Source organism: Marinobacter alkaliphilus (genome assembly GCF_055394375.1).
In genome coordinates this window covers 2,918,242-2,931,768 of record NZ_AP043751.1, presented here as the reverse complement: position 1 = coordinate 2,931,768, position 13,527 = coordinate 2,918,242, and the positions used below count along the sequence as shown (strand labels likewise).

The following is a 13,527-nucleotide window of genomic DNA, read 5'->3' as shown; positions in this document are numbered from 1 at the left end:
GATCTTTTTGACCGGAGCGGCTGCGGCCACGCGGTGAACGATCATCATCGCCAGCAGGGAATAACCCACGGCTTTCAGTACAGTTTTGTTAGGCTTCATTCTGGAAAATCTCCCGTTTCAGATACTCGCCCACGACTACGCCAAGCGCGGAAACGACCACCCCAAAGATCAAGTGTTTCGCCGTCATGGCTCCCCCGTGGTTAATGGTTGTGCAACCTGAAACCTATACGGCAAAAACAGGTTGCACCACCGTTTTTTTATCGCTCAATCGTTAACGGCGTTTCTTTGATTCTGACTTTCGTTAACGGGTTCGGGGTTCCCTCCGGGGGCGTGGTGATTTTCCCGTGGAAATAGGCTTTTTTTCTGACTTCTAGCCTTATGTATTCTTCTTCCCCCAATCGCGTTATGTATTCCACGGGGATATCTAATTCATCCGCCATGTATTTTCTGTCTTTCGCCCTGGTTAACAGACCGCACTGAATGGATGAACAGTTACCCATGATTGTTTTATCGGATTCCGCCGGGCGCTGGGTTACCCCTACCAACGGTTTTATCCCCCTTTTCCGGCCACGGCTTACCAGAGTGTGCCACCCCTCCGGCGCCTTCGCTGGTGACGTTACCCCGGCGGTTTCCTCGGCAACCGCCGCACAGTATCCCCAGGCGAAAACGAGCCGGCACCAATTGTTGAAATCGGAAGGCTTGCCGACATAGGCAAATTTTCCCGCCTTTGCCGTTCTAAGCCGGTCAGCCAGTTGCCGCAAACACGTAAATCGTTGACAGCCCGGTATGCCCATTTCCCCGGTGTACTCGTCGTCGACATCCCAGATGATTAAGCGCTTTTCTTTCTGCAACCGCTTTTTTATCGTTACGCTTTTACCTGAGCCCGACGAACCGCACACCACCTGAATTGCCGCTTTCAGCGTGGTATCAATCCTCATCGGCTACCGTCTCCCCCTGTTCCGGTTGCTTTTCCTTCGGTTCCCGTGCCGGGATGCCTTTGGCTACCCGTGGCCCGAAAATGGCGGCGGTGACCAACAGCGCGTTCAGCTCCACGCCCCACGCCCCGATTCCCTCCGGGAAGTATTTATCCACCAGTTCGCCATAGCTTTCGGCCAAAGCCTGCTTTTCGGGTTTTTGAATCTGGTAGTTTGGGCACGCAAGGTCACAGCCAAACGACACCAGCGGGAACAGCATTTCAGCCGTGCCCGGGCCTTCGCGCTGTTCCATGAGTTCGCCGGCCTGTTCTTCGGCCTGTTCCGCTTCCAGCTCTGCCGATATCTTGGCGATTTCCTCGGAGTCAATCGCGGCCCCGGTTTCGCCCTGGTTCTGGTTTTCCTCGTTCATTCGTCGTCGTCCTCCCACAATGCGGACAGAAGGCTTTTCTTTTTGGCCTTCGGCTTGGTTTCCGGCGCTGGTTGTTCCGGCGCTGGCGTGTTCTCTGGCTGGCCCTCAATGGCTTTCATGTGCTTTTCGATGAATGCCTGCCCCGCCGGTAGGTTTGGCGTGATCATGCCGTGATCACATACCCAGTAATATTTTCGTTTGCCCCGGGCGTATTGGCGCACCTCCCCGGTGCAACCGTCACCCAGCGGGCATCTGATGCTGCCAATGGTTGGATTAGCCACGGTCGCCCCCTTCCAGTTCCTTCACCCTGGCTTTCAAGGTGTCGATTTCTTCAATCATGCTTTCCATGGTCTGAGCGGCTTTGATCACCGTTTTTTCGGCAATCTGGGCCTTCAGTAACATGGGCGCCTTTTTCAGCGCCTTAATTTCCCTTACCACGTCTTCAAATAGCTCTTTCATTTTTCAACCTCTACATCCAAATATCCGCAAAATTCCGCCCAGGCTTTCAGCCCTTCCAGATCGTTCGACACTTGCGCCACCAAATAGGCCGGGTGATGGTCGCCCCGGTTCGCATTCGGCACGAAAAGACACCACTGGTGATTCCCGCCGTTCCTGGCCTTCACCCAATCCGGCGTTTTTGTGATCTTCGCCCGCGTCATCCAGTTACCCCCATTGATGCGCCGCCCCCTGGCGGGCGCGTTGCAGGCCAATAACCGCCCGGCGGCTTCGCCCCCGTACAGTTATTGCCACGAGTCCAAGCGGCGGCAAATGCCGCCTTCAACGGCAAACCGGAGAACGGCGCGGGCCGCTCCGGCTCCCCTTCGTGCCCCCAGGTACAACCAGTACGGGGCCCAAACTGCTCTTGCCATGCTTGCAGCGATTCCGCCCGTTTTTCGGAGCGGGTTAGTTCTGTTCCGTCTTCGAAGTGGCCCGCCAGTTTGGCGGCGGTGCCGGCCCGCTGGATCGTCCAACGGGTTACGCGGGTTACGATGGATTGCACGGCCCCGGCAATGATGCCGGTCAGGCGCTTGACCGGCTGGTAATACTGGCCTAGCCCATCATCCTCGTACTGTGTGCGGATTAGCTGTTCATCCCGGCGAACGGTCATACCGCCCTGTAACATGGTGTATGCAGCCCAATCGGCGGAGTCTGCCGCAAACCACGCTTGCAGCACCTTGGCCCGGTCTTCGTCGGCCAGGTTGTCCATGCCGTGGGTGTGTGCGGCTTCAAGATCGAATTGCAGGCGGCGGAGTTCGCGCCATACCGTGACGGACGCGCCCCCGATTTGTTGAAACTGGCGAATCCCCCAGGCGGCGGCCCATGCGTCGATTCGTGCGGCGGAGTCTTCCGCCGGGTTGCCGTATAGGTCTTCATCCATGGCGTGACCGTCTATATTCTTTGAGATGTACTTGGCTATGTAGCCGGCGGCGCTGCCCTTGTCTGGATCAATGCGAACGGTGGTTACGCGGCGCTGTTTGGCCCCGAACTCTTCCCCGTCTTCCTTCAGCCCGTAGTCCCTAACGATGGCTTCAAGCTGCCCGGCCTTTTTCGGATCAACGAACAGCAACAGGTGCCAGTGTGGCGTGCCGTCGTGATGCGGTTCCGCCACTCGAAAGCCATACGGCCGGATACCCTCGCGCCATAACTTGGCCCGGATTTGTGACCACACCTCGCAGAAATAGCCCTGTGCCTGGCGCGGTGTATAGCCCTGGTATTTCTTGTTCGGGTAGGCGGTGCCCAGCTTTTTGATGTAGGTCATGCGGTGATATTTGCTCGGCGCGGTCAGGGTCAGGAAAAGCCCCACATGCCCGGCGGCTTCGGCGCACTGCTCAAATCCCTTAATGCGTACCATGAGTTCCGCCCGCCTGTTAACGGGGTTGGCTACGCTGCTTTTTGCCAGTTCCAGCAGGTTGATTGCCTCGCCGGCATCGTTAACGGCTTCCATGTTCGTTAACGCTTCCCGGTTGCGGGCCTTCTGGGCCCTGCGGCGGTTCACGGTGGCATGGCTGGCGTAAATGCCGGCGTTTTTGTGTACCAACTGGATCTCACGGGCCACGGCCTCAATTTTCCGGGCCTGCAACTTGCGCACCTGGAGCCGCCACCATTTGGCATCAAACACGCGGGCCAATACGGTGGCGTAATCCTGCTTGGTCGGGTTTTTTGGCATGTCGCCATCCGGGAACGTGAGCCCGCACTCTTCTACCCGCTTTTGTGCATACCGCCATGCTTCCACCACCCCGGCCCGGCGCGTCCAGTCGTCGCAACTGCCGGCGATTTCATCGGCGTGACGTTCGCACCATCGTTTCAACTCGCCATCGTGCACGGTGACGGTTAAGCCGGTTTTGCCCAATTCCAGTTCCCCGGAGAGCAGGCGCAAACGATCCAGCGCGGCCCCGGCGCTGGAGAACGTTTCACGACGAGCGGCCCGCATGTAATCCTGTGCCAGTGGCTTTCCCATTTCGCCATGCTTGCGGCATAGCCGGGCCACTTCGTGCCGGTCTATCGGCGCAATTTGTGCCCATTCCTGCGAGTTCAGCCCGTGCCACTGTAGCGCCTGCCCCATGCTCTATTTCCCCTGACAATCCTGAAACATAGATGAACAAAAAAATGGCCCCGAACAGGGCCATGTTTTCGCGGTGCCGTTTCTTCACGCCACTCCCCGCCGGGTCTGTACTTCCAGCCGCCGCCAGTTCATGCCATCGGCTATTACGGTTTTGAGTTCCCGGAGGGCAACGCGGATTGATTGGCGGGTGTCTTCGGTCATGTGTGCCCAGGCGCGGCCCGCATTGGCGCGGCCAATCCCGGCAACGTCGCAAACGATCAGCCGGAAGCGGCCTGACCGGGTTTCCCAAAACGTGATTTCTTTCGGGTCTACCCCTTGGCGTACCCATTCGCGCATATCCTGGCGGAGTTCGGCGGCGGTTTTGCTGCGGTAAAAATCGGCCCGCAATAGGGCCATTTCGGTGATGGTTTGGACTGGGTGCATTTCCATGGTTCAGCCCTCAACGTCTTGTTTTTTCTTGCGGTCAATCTTGTCAGACCATGCCTTATAACCGGGCAACTCTGATACGGTCCGGCCCCTTGGCATGGACTGAACTGAAAACGTGCCATTCTCGTGCAGGTACAGGAAATCGTTACCCCACTGGTAGCGGCCCGGCTCGATCTCTCCGCACTCGATACCCTTGGCAATCAATTCATTCAGCGCTTCGGCTACCGGCTTTGCCTTTTCCTGCATCTCGGCAAGCTCGGCTTCCGCTTCCATAATTCGCTGCTCTGCGTCGATTGCTTCAAGCGCCAGTTCCCAGAATGACATTTCTTGAATTTCCATAACGGTTTCCCCTTCGGTGATTTTTCGTTAACGGGTCTCCGGTTAACCATCCGGTAACCCTGGGTCACATACTAGTTAACCTTTCCGATCTGTTGCAAAGGGTCTACATTTCGTTATTAGTCGCGTAACGCGAATCTGGAGGACAAATGGAAACTTCGGCCACTAAGAAATACCTGGATATTCTCCGGGCCAAGTACAACGGCTGCTCTGATTACCGGATTGCCCAGCTATTGCAGGTTTCAAAGGCATGTGTAAGCCGTTGGAGTAATGGCAAAGTCGGTTTAGGTGATGAAGCGGCGGCGCGCCTGGCTGACCTGTGCGGGCTTGATGCCGTGGAAGTGATCACAGAACTACACTTGGAGAAGGCAAAGAGTCGCGCAACGAGAAACTATTACGAAGAGGTTTTGAAACGTACCGGAACGGCCTTAGTCCTTGTTTTGCCTGCCCTTTTCTTTTTTTTGGCCCCGATGGTTTCGGGTTACACAACCCTTTAACGACCTATACATTATGCGCAGTTTGATGTGGTGGTTCTGGTTCATTTGCACACTATCGACAACCATCTAAATGGCGATACCGGGCCCCATCACGACGAGCAGCTATAGTGTGACCATCCACCAACCGCGAATAGCTCCGACGGCTTCAGACGGTAGTATTTGTCCTCAACATCCGTCGACTGCTCTGCGTATGGCCGTGTCATCACTTCCTGCAAATCTCGCAGCAACTCGTAATTTCCCTCTGCCGCTTGCTGATAGGCAGGCACAACGAACCACTCCCGCAAACTGTACTTCGGGTTGACGAGTTTCATCTGGCGGGAAAGCACCTCACGGTCAACAGACCCAGTGAGCGATTTCCAGTTTGCGAGCCATGTTGACCAGCGTTGTTCCAGACCCTCCGGGTTCGTAGCACCCGCCAGATTTCTGTAGAAGCTTTTCTGAAGTGATTCGACATCGTCAGGCACTGCTGAAAGCTCACGGAAGAACATGGTGTAATCGACGGGCGTGTGCACCATCAAGGTTGCAAGCTCCCGGAACAAGCCCTCGTCGAACGCATCCAGCCCAAGTTTGGCGGCCCACATCTTTTCTATTTCTGCCTGCATGACCAGCGGAAAATCGCTTTGGATTTTGTCGAGTTGCTGCAAGCAATCCGGATGCGCCTCTAATAACGGCCGCAACGCCGTGCAGAACGAATGAAAACTGCGCTCTGCCGCCGCTGGTTGGTTGAGGAACGAAAAGTGCTGCCCGCCGCCGGTCCAAGGCTGGTATTGCGGGTTGAATAGATCGATGAATCCAAACGGACCATAGTCGAGGGTGAATCCGCCGGCTGCACAGTTGTCGCTGTTGAAGTTGCCCTGGCAGTAGCCAACGCGAATCCAGTTCGCCACCAGCGACGTCAGGCGGCTGCGGAACTCACGGGCAAGCAACACGACTTTTTCGGCGGTGGATAATGTCTGGTCGATAAGGCCATCGTACTCACGATCGATCAGGTGCAAGACGATCTTTTCGAGTTCTTCCATGGCCTTAGGGTGTTCGTTCTTACGGGCCCGGCGCCCGAAGAGTTCGAGTTGCCCTACCCGGATAAACGACGGTGCAACGCGGGTGGAGATCGCAACGGGCTCGGATACAAGCACGTCCGGGTCAATCGAGCCCGAGCCCTCTGAATACCAAGGGCGCCGAACTTTCTCGGTTTTGGACACGTACAGACTCAAAGACCGTGATGAGGGCACACCCAGCGCGTGCATGTGTTCCTGAGCCAGGAACTCACGAACGCTGGAGCGAAGAACGGCCCGGCCGTCTGCGCCACGGCAGTAGGGTGTGCGCCCTCCCCCTTTGAGCTGCATTTCCCAGCGCTGGCCGTTGATGACGGCCTCAAGCACGGAAATGGCGCGTCCGTCGCCGTATCCGTTGCCAGTCTGGAACGGGCATTGCTGGTAGAACTCGGTGCCATAGATAGAAAGTGCGTAGCCACACGCCCAACCGACGTTGCGCATCGGCTCTGGAACCTGCGTTAAGTCGCCGGAAAACATCCGCACAAAGTCTTCTGACTGCGCCAGAGTGTCGGCGATGCCCAGTTCGCGAAAAAGACTTTTGCCATGCGCCACGTATTCGGGATGTTCAATGGGCGTGGGGCTGACCGGAACATAGTGTCCTGAAAACACCTGCCGGGGCGCATGGTCTGCACCGTTTGCTCTTCCCTCAGGATCGCAGTTGAGGGTGTTCATGAGCGAATAGTCCGCCATTGCTGCGAGATCGTTTAGGGACGTGATCACGGGGGCCGGGTTGCCGGGAGGTCGTTTCAGCATAGTGGACTCTCGTGTGGGGATCTTCATTTGACAACACCCTAACCTGCAACCAATCTACGAGCAATCAACCTGCCTCTTCGTCTGCTCTGGAGACCGCATGAGCAATCCCTCGTCAGAAACCGAATTCGACTGCCCAATCACCAAAGAATGCGGCGCTCTGGTTCAACTCCTGCAACCTCGTGAACGAGACCTCGGCGGCTTTTCAGTGCGGCGGGTACTTCCGGTGGTGGGGCAAAAGATGATCGGGCCCTGGATTTTCTTTGATCACATGGGCCCTGCGCATTTTCCTGCGGGGGATGGTATCAATGTACGCCCTCACCCGCATATTGGTATCGCTACGGTCACTTACCTGTTTGAAGGCGAAATACTGCATCGCGATTCCCTCGGGAGCCTGCAACCCATCCGCCCGGGCGATATCAATCTGATGGTGGCCGGGCATGGTATTGTGCATTCGGAACGGGAACGCCCGGAGATTACCGCAACTGATCACACACTCCATGGCTTGCAGCTGTGGCTGGCGTTGCCTGAGGCGGAAGAAGAAACCGATCCCGCCTTTTACCACTACCCGGAGAGCACCGTGCCCTCCGTGTCGGTAGGTGATGTGCCAGTTCGTGTGATGATGGGGACTGCCTACGGTGAGACCTCACCGGTGAAGGTGTTTGCCGACACCCTGTATATAGAGGCCTGGCTGAAGCCTGGCCAAAAGCTTACCTTGCCGGACGCCCAGGAACGCGGTCTCTATGTGGCGAAGGGTCGGCTCCTGGCAGGCGGAACGGAGATTCCCGAGTTCTCCATGGCCGTTCTGTCAGAGCAGCAAGGCGTCACCGTTGAAGCCTTGGAAGAAACGCGGCTCGCAGTGATTGGTGGCGAGCCCCTTGGTAAACGGTTTATCGAATGGAACTTCGTTTCCAGTCGCAAGGAAAGAATTGAAGAGGCTAAACGTGATTGGGAAAACAGCCGATTTCCCTCCGTTCCTGGCGATGAGGATGAGTATATCCCTCTTCCGGGCTAACAGGAGGCTCTTACAACCAGCGCCGAACCCTCTCCGCGTACTGATTGAACTGGTCTCCGAACAGGTCCCGCATATGACGCTCTTCAGGCTTGATCTGGAAACGGTTCATATACAGTACATAGAGCGGAAGCAATAACGCAGCGAATACGCTGCCGAGATATAACCACCAGGCTGCCAGAATCATCAGGAACCCCACATACATGGGGTTTCTGGTATGGCGATACACGCCATTGACCACCAGGCTGTTCGTCTTGTGGGGCGTACGTGGGTCTACCGTGGTACCGGCGCGCCTGAAAGCGAGAACGCCCATTAGTGCGATGACAATACCGGCAATCAAAACAACGGCAAACAGCAGAACCTTTCCTGGAAACGCGAAGTACCCGGAAGGCAGCACCCGGGAAACTGCCCACATGGCAGCCCCGAAGAGTAGCGTCAGGATAACCGGTGGAACCTTTAGCTCGAGCGCTTTCACTTGTCGTTCCTTTCCAACTTTTTAACCGGACAGTTTTGATGTGATGCCAAGGGATTTGTTGGCAGCATCCCGCACTTCCCGATATCGTTCCGGGTTGTTGATCAGCGTGTCCAGATTATCCTCCGGAAACATGGCTTTCAGTTTCGTTTTGGCGTCTTCGTTGTCAACGATACCTGGCATTAACTGCTCAAGCGCCCGAAGCATCGCCTCCGGTGATACTGAAGCGCCTGGGGATGCCCCCAGAATGGTGCCGTAGGTTTTATCGGAAGACACGATAATCTCTGTACCCATCTGAAGGTCGCCGTCCTTGATGATCTGAACCCGCTGCCCGGCCTCTATCGGTTTCCAGTCAAACTTCCTGCTCAGGCCTGGGGCAAACTTGTCGAGGGCCTCCAGCATGCTTTTGTCGCCTTTGAAGGTTTCGGAGATCAGATATTTCACTAGCGGGAAGTGCTCAAGGGCGACATTCAGCAGCCCTGGAATGTCATGCAGCCGCATGGCCCGGAGGTAATCGACAAAGCCCCTGCCTTTCTCCAGGACGGGTTTAAACGAGGCAAACGGGCCGAACAAAAGGTAGTGCTGGCCGTCGGCCACCCGTAAATCCAGATGCGGAACCGACATCGGCGGGGCCCCGACCTCAGCTTTGCCATAGGTTTTGGCCCGGTATTGATCCGCCTGTTCCGGGGTGATCCTGGCTTGCAGAAATCGCCCGCCTACGGGAAACCCTGTAAACCGGCGGGCGAACGGCAGGTGGCTTTTCTTCAGAATCGGGAAGGCTCCGCCACCGGCACCGACAAACAGAACGTCAGCGCGGTATTGTAGTGGCGCGCCCCGGGTTTGGGTTTCCACCAGCCAGCTCCCTGCCGGGCTGCGATGCACTCGCTTAACATGCACGCCATATTCGATCTTTACACCCAGGTGATTCACAGCGTACTCAGCCATTAGCTCAGTCAAGGCGCCAAAGTTGACGTCTGTGCCGGTTTCGATAACGGTAGCGGCCATTTTCTCATCGCGTGCGCGGCCTTCCATGGTGAAGGGAATCCAGCTTTTAATTTCATCGAAGTCTTCGGAGTACCGCATATGCTCGAAGAAATGATGGGCCGACATTTCTTTGAATCGCAGTTTCAACTCCTCGATGGAGGATTCAGATACGATGGTGCAATGCTTGGTCTGGTTGATGAAGCTGGTCGGTTCTTTAATAGCGCCTTTATCGACCAGGTAGGCCCAGAACTGTTTGGCAACGTTAAACTGGGCGTGAATTTTCAGGGCCTTCTCAACGGAAATTACCTCTTCGTCCACCGGCGTGTAGTTAAGCTCACAGTTGGCTTCGTGACCGGTGCCGGCATTATTGAATGCCCAGGAGTTACCGGCACCCGCCCGCTCCAGGCGCTCCAAAATAGTTACATCCAGTTCCGGGGCCAGTTCCTTTACCAGGATGGCAAACGTCGTCCCCATAATGCCTGCGCCGATGATGGTTACTTTCATAGAGATAGCCGCCAGTGTCCGTTTGAGTGTCTTTAACTGAAATATCTTCCCAGAACCTAACATAATTCCAGAAGGCTCGATAACGAGATAAGAATAGGCTACTATGGGGCTGTATATTTATACAGTCATCCATAAACAGCGAGGAATCTTCTTAATGGCTGTTCAATCTTTGTTCTACTCAGACCGCGACGGACTCGAAATGGCACTCAAGAATCCCGACTCGATGCTTTTCACTTCCAAAGCCGAAGCTGATGCCCGCGATAAAATGCTGGAGCTCTCGGAGAACATCCAGCTCTGGTTTGAGAAGAAGATCCCTGACATGCCTGAGCAACTGGCGGAGCAATGCGCCTTGCTGATTGCCGAGAACAAGGATCTGTTCCAGAAGGCACTGAAGAAGCCGGAGATCCTGGCTGAAGCCGAGACTCCGGCTGACTAGAAACGAATGCCCAGGCCAACACTGGCCGGTGTGACAATCCACTGGTAGGCGACTTCCAACGGCTGCGGACCAATGTTTACTGTCACTGGTTTGCCGTACCCCGCCATGGAGTCAGGCTGGGTGCGTATAGCAACTTCGTTAACCAACATGCCTACGGCAAAGTTAATGGCACCGTCTTCCGGGCGGTCATCAATCACGCCAATGGTTAGACCTGCTGCCAGATTCACCGCAAACGGCAGCATTCTGGCATTCAGGCCTTGCCGGCCATGCTCCTGTCGGGCCAGCTCTTCCCTCAGCGCTTCTGCCAGTTTCAAGTGCTCGGCGTCATCAGAGGCTGACGCCGCAGCCGCTCTATACTTTTTTAACGCAGGGCGATGGGGTTGGGGGTTCAGGTAGAGATTGCCCAGCGCCAATACCGATTTGACGGCAGACACCCGGGCATCAAACCGGTCATCCGCATCTGATGCATTTCGGGAAACCGCGCCATAAGCCACGGCTGCGCCGCCGTAAATGCCAGCCCAGGTGTTGGTCCATACCTTGTCGTGCTGGGCGGCGTCACGGAACCCGGCTTCCAGCTGATGAACGCGGGCCTGTTGTGCCGAGGCCATGCCATGAGCCGGTGTAAATGAGAGAAACCAGAGAGCGACAACGCCCATAACAATGATCGACTGACTGGCACCCTGCAACCGCACTGACATGAAGCCCCTCTCACCATAAAGTAAATCGTGTACGTTAATGATTTAACCGCCGGGTAAACGTGAGCCCGGTGGGAAAATGGCTCTTTTATTGAAATATTTGTTCGTACACTGGTCTGAAAATCGATGGTAACGTAACAACACCCGTAACCCGGAATACCATTCAGCAAGGAGTTTCTAATGGCAAATACCCGCGCATACGCTGCCACAAGCCCAACGTCCGGCCTGGCGCCCTACTCCTTTGACCGGCGCGAGCTTAGACCAGACGACGTCGCCATTGAGATTGATTACTGCGGCGTTTGCCACAGTGACCTGCATACCGTCGAGAACGACTGGGGCGGCTCTCAGTATCCCGTTGTTCCTGGTCACGAGATCATTGGCCGTGTCACTGCCGTGGGCCGGGATGTTACCCGTTACCAACCCGGTGATCTGGTGGGCGTAGGCTGTATGGTTGATAGCTGTCGTACATGTTCCGCCTGCGATTCCGGGCTGGAACAATACTGTATAGAAGGCTCCACCATGACGTATGGAAGCCTGGATCGCCACGATGGCACCGTCACCCATGGCGGTTATTCCGAGAACATCGTGGTAAGCGATCGTTTCGTGGTACGCGTGCCGGAAAACCTGGACCCGGCCAGCGCTGCACCGCTCCTGTGTGCCGGTATCACCACTTACTCCCCGCTTAAGCACTTCAAAGTTGGCAAGGGCCATAAAGTGGGCGTTCTTGGTATGGGTGGCCTGGGCCACATGGGTGTGAAGCTGGCCAAGGCCATGGGGGCGGAAGTCACCATCTTCACCCGTTCAGAAAGCAAAGTGGCGGAGGCGAAGAAGCAGGGTGCTGATCACGTCATCATTTCCACAGATAAGGCCCAGATGAAGGCCGCTGCGGATTCCTTCGACTTCCTGCTCGACACCATTCCCGTGGCCCACGATCTCAACCCTTACCTGAAATGTCTGAAATACGATGGCACCCATATTCTGGTAGGGCTGCTGACGCCTGTGGAGCCCGCACTCCAGGCGGGACTGTTGGTAACCAAGCGGCGGGTGGTTGCCGGTTCGCTGATCGGCGGTATGCCGGAGACCCAGGAAATGCTGGATTTCTGCGCGGACCACAACATTACCTGTGACGTTGAAATGCTGGACATCCGCAACATCAATGACGCCTACGAGCGACTGAAAAAGAGCGATGTGAAGTACCGCTTCGTGATCGATATGGACACGCTCAAGCAAGGCTGATTACCATCCGTTAACACCCCGGGGTGGCATTGTGTCGCCCGGGTGGTCTTTGACAATCCGCTAATAACCATTCCGGTTGCAAAGGGTTAGCATGGGTCTATTGTTATCGTAATCGACCCTGGACACAGCGCATGACTTTTGCTCGCATTGCCGGAACCGGCTCCTACCTGCCGGACAACATCGTTACCAATCGCGACCTGGAGCAGAAGGTGGACACCTCTGATCAATGGATTCGCGAACGCACCGGCATTGAACAACGTCACATCGCCCTGCCCGGCCAGTCCACTGTGGATCTGGCAGAGCAAGCCGCACTGCGGGCCATCGAAGCCGCCGGCATTGAGGTAACGGATATTGACCTTATTGTTTTTGCCACCACCACCCCGGATAAGGTTTTTCCGAGCTGTGCCTGTATTCTCCAGGCCAGGCTGGGTATTCAGGGTTGCCCGGCCTTTGATATCCAGGCGGTATGCAGCGGTTTTGTCTATGCCCTGGCAACCGCTGAGAAATTCATAAAAACCGGCACCAGCAAGAAGGCACTGGTCATTGGCGCTGAGGTGTTCTCCAGAATCATCAATTGGGAAGACCGGGGCACCTGCATCCTGTTCGGTGATGGTGCCGGTGCGGTAATTCTTGAGGCCAACGAAGAAACCGGAATTTTGTCCACTCACCTCCACGCCGATGGCCGCTACGAGGATCTGCTACACGTTCCTTGCGGCGTATCTAACCACTTCGATGCCATCAAGGCAGGCAATGCGTTTGTAGAAATGAAAGGTAACGAGGTGTTCAAGGTTGCCGTAAACACCCTTGGGCAGATTGTCGATGAAACCCTGCAGGCCAATCAGATGCGAAAATCCGACATCGACTGGCTGGTACCACATCAGGCAAACCTGCGTATTATTGCCGCCACGGCCCGCAAACTGGATATGTCCATGGACCAGGTTGTGGTGACTGTTAATCGCCATGGCAACACCTCCGCAGCGTCCATTCCCCTGGCGCTGGATGAGGCCGTTCGGGATGGACGTATCAAACGGGGTGAAACCGTTCTGCTGGAGGCCTTCGGCGGAGGGTTCACCTGGGGCTCCGCATTGCTGAAATACTGATCAGGCACGGTGCTCTCATTCCCGAAAGCGCTATTATTATTTTCTTTTAGTATTTTTGGTTCTTAAAAAACTTTGTTAGATTGCTTCTCAGATTCACTATTTCCGGTTCTGAGGAGCGTC

General features: G+C 55.8%; 17 protein-coding genes. 5 read left to right on the top strand and 12 right to left on the bottom strand.

Annotated features, from left to right (window positions below; translation table 11 throughout):
- Window positions 1-257: 257 nt before the first annotated feature.
- From ACZ5Q2_RS13360 to ACZ5Q2_RS13325, 8 genes are all read right to left on the bottom strand, one after another.
- On the bottom strand, window positions 258-938 hold the full coding sequence (locus ACZ5Q2_RS13360; RefSeq protein WP_432209991.1) for a hypothetical protein: 681 nt from the start codon (window positions 936-938) through the stop codon (window positions 258-260).
- Window positions 928-1,344, bottom strand: a complete 417-nt coding sequence (locus ACZ5Q2_RS13355) for a hypothetical protein (protein WP_432209992.1) — start codon at window positions 1,342-1,344, stop codon at window positions 928-930. The genes ACZ5Q2_RS13360 and ACZ5Q2_RS13355 overlap by 11 nt, the downstream gene beginning before the upstream one ends.
- Window positions 1,341-1,625, bottom strand: a complete 285-nt coding sequence (locus ACZ5Q2_RS13350) for a hypothetical protein (RefSeq protein WP_432209993.1) — start codon at window positions 1,623-1,625, stop codon at window positions 1,341-1,343. The genes ACZ5Q2_RS13355 and ACZ5Q2_RS13350 overlap by 4 nt, the downstream gene beginning before the upstream one ends.
- Window positions 1,618-1,803 carry a hypothetical protein gene (locus ACZ5Q2_RS13345; protein ID WP_432209994.1) on the bottom strand — a complete coding sequence of 62 codons (186 nt, stop codon included), beginning with the start codon at window positions 1,801-1,803 and terminating at the stop codon, window positions 1,618-1,620. The genes ACZ5Q2_RS13350 and ACZ5Q2_RS13345 overlap by 8 nt, the downstream gene beginning before the upstream one ends.
- A complete protein-coding gene (locus ACZ5Q2_RS13340; protein WP_432209995.1) occupies window positions 1,800-2,003 on the bottom strand; it encodes a hypothetical protein in 204 nt (67 codons plus the stop codon). The genes ACZ5Q2_RS13345 and ACZ5Q2_RS13340 overlap by 4 nt, the downstream gene beginning before the upstream one ends.
- A complete protein-coding gene (locus tag ACZ5Q2_RS13335) occupies window positions 2,000-3,907 on the bottom strand; it encodes a replication endonuclease (RefSeq protein ID WP_432209996.1) in 1,908 nt (635 codons plus the stop codon). The genes ACZ5Q2_RS13340 and ACZ5Q2_RS13335 overlap by 4 nt, the downstream gene beginning before the upstream one ends.
- An 84-nt stretch (window positions 3,908-3,991) precedes the next feature.
- Window positions 3,992-4,336, bottom strand: coding sequence for a hypothetical protein (locus ACZ5Q2_RS13330; protein WP_432209997.1), 345 nt, complete (start codon window positions 4,334-4,336; stop codon window positions 3,992-3,994).
- A 3-nt stretch (window positions 4,337-4,339) separates the two neighbouring features.
- Complete coding sequence (locus tag ACZ5Q2_RS13325) at window positions 4,340-4,672, bottom strand: hypothetical protein (protein WP_432209998.1); 333 nt, start codon at window positions 4,670-4,672, stop codon at window positions 4,340-4,342.
- A gap of 146 nt (window positions 4,673-4,818) precedes the next feature.
- On the opposite strand from ACZ5Q2_RS13325, the gene ACZ5Q2_RS13320 reads away from it, so the two are divergent.
- Complete coding sequence (locus ACZ5Q2_RS13320; RefSeq protein ID WP_432209999.1) at window positions 4,819-5,166, top strand: hypothetical protein; 348 nt, start codon at window positions 4,819-4,821, stop codon at window positions 5,164-5,166.
- Window positions 5,167-5,255: 89 nt separating this feature from the next.
- On the opposite strand, the gene ACZ5Q2_RS13315 is transcribed toward ACZ5Q2_RS13320, so the two are convergent.
- The gene (locus ACZ5Q2_RS13315; RefSeq protein WP_342630481.1) at window positions 5,256-6,971 is read right to left on the bottom strand and encodes a protein adenylyltransferase SelO; all 1,716 of its coding nucleotides are present in this window, start codon (window positions 6,969-6,971) and stop codon (window positions 5,256-5,258) included.
- A gap of 97 nt (window positions 6,972-7,068) precedes the next feature.
- Here ACZ5Q2_RS13315 and ACZ5Q2_RS13310 point away from each other — a divergent pair, with 97 nt between their 5' ends.
- Window positions 7,069-7,983 (top strand): pirin family protein, encoded by a 915-nt coding sequence (locus ACZ5Q2_RS13310; RefSeq protein ID WP_342630482.1) that lies wholly within the window; start codon window positions 7,069-7,071, stop codon window positions 7,981-7,983.
- A 10-nt stretch (window positions 7,984-7,993) separates the two neighbouring features.
- On the opposite strand, the gene ACZ5Q2_RS13305 is transcribed toward ACZ5Q2_RS13310, so the two are convergent.
- Together ACZ5Q2_RS13305 and ACZ5Q2_RS13300 are read right to left on the bottom strand one after the other, a co-directional pair.
- The gene (locus ACZ5Q2_RS13305; protein WP_156471777.1) at window positions 7,994-8,455 is read right to left on the bottom strand and encodes a methyltransferase family protein; all 462 of its coding nucleotides are present in this window, start codon (window positions 8,453-8,455) and stop codon (window positions 7,994-7,996) included.
- 21 nt (window positions 8,456-8,476) lie between these two features.
- Window positions 8,477-9,940, bottom strand: coding sequence for a malate:quinone oxidoreductase (locus ACZ5Q2_RS13300; RefSeq protein ID WP_342630483.1), 1,464 nt, complete (start codon window positions 9,938-9,940; stop codon window positions 8,477-8,479).
- 154 nt (window positions 9,941-10,094) lie between these two features.
- Between ACZ5Q2_RS13300 and ACZ5Q2_RS13295 the strand changes: the two genes are divergently transcribed.
- Complete coding sequence (locus tag ACZ5Q2_RS13295) at window positions 10,095-10,376, top strand: YebG family protein (protein ID WP_061333413.1); 282 nt, start codon at window positions 10,095-10,097, stop codon at window positions 10,374-10,376.
- Here ACZ5Q2_RS13295 and ACZ5Q2_RS13290 read toward each other — a convergent pair.
- Window positions 10,373-11,074 (bottom strand): hypothetical protein, encoded by a 702-nt coding sequence (locus ACZ5Q2_RS13290; RefSeq protein ID WP_432210000.1) that lies wholly within the window; start codon window positions 11,072-11,074, stop codon window positions 10,373-10,375. The two genes, ACZ5Q2_RS13295 and ACZ5Q2_RS13290, sit on opposite strands and share 4 nt — an antisense overlap.
- A 177-nt stretch (window positions 11,075-11,251) precedes the next feature.
- Here ACZ5Q2_RS13290 and ACZ5Q2_RS13285 point away from each other — a divergent pair, with 177 nt between their 5' ends.
- Both ACZ5Q2_RS13285 and ACZ5Q2_RS13280 read left to right on the top strand, forming a co-directional pair.
- Entirely contained in the window at window positions 11,252-12,307 is a 1,056-nt protein-coding gene (locus ACZ5Q2_RS13285) for an NAD(P)-dependent alcohol dehydrogenase (RefSeq protein ID WP_432210001.1), read from the top strand.
- 131 nt (window positions 12,308-12,438) lie between these two features.
- Window positions 12,439-13,407, top strand: a complete 969-nt coding sequence (locus tag ACZ5Q2_RS13280) for a beta-ketoacyl-ACP synthase III (protein WP_152438209.1) — start codon at window positions 12,439-12,441, stop codon at window positions 13,405-13,407.
- Window positions 13,408-13,527 lie beyond the last annotated feature (120 nt).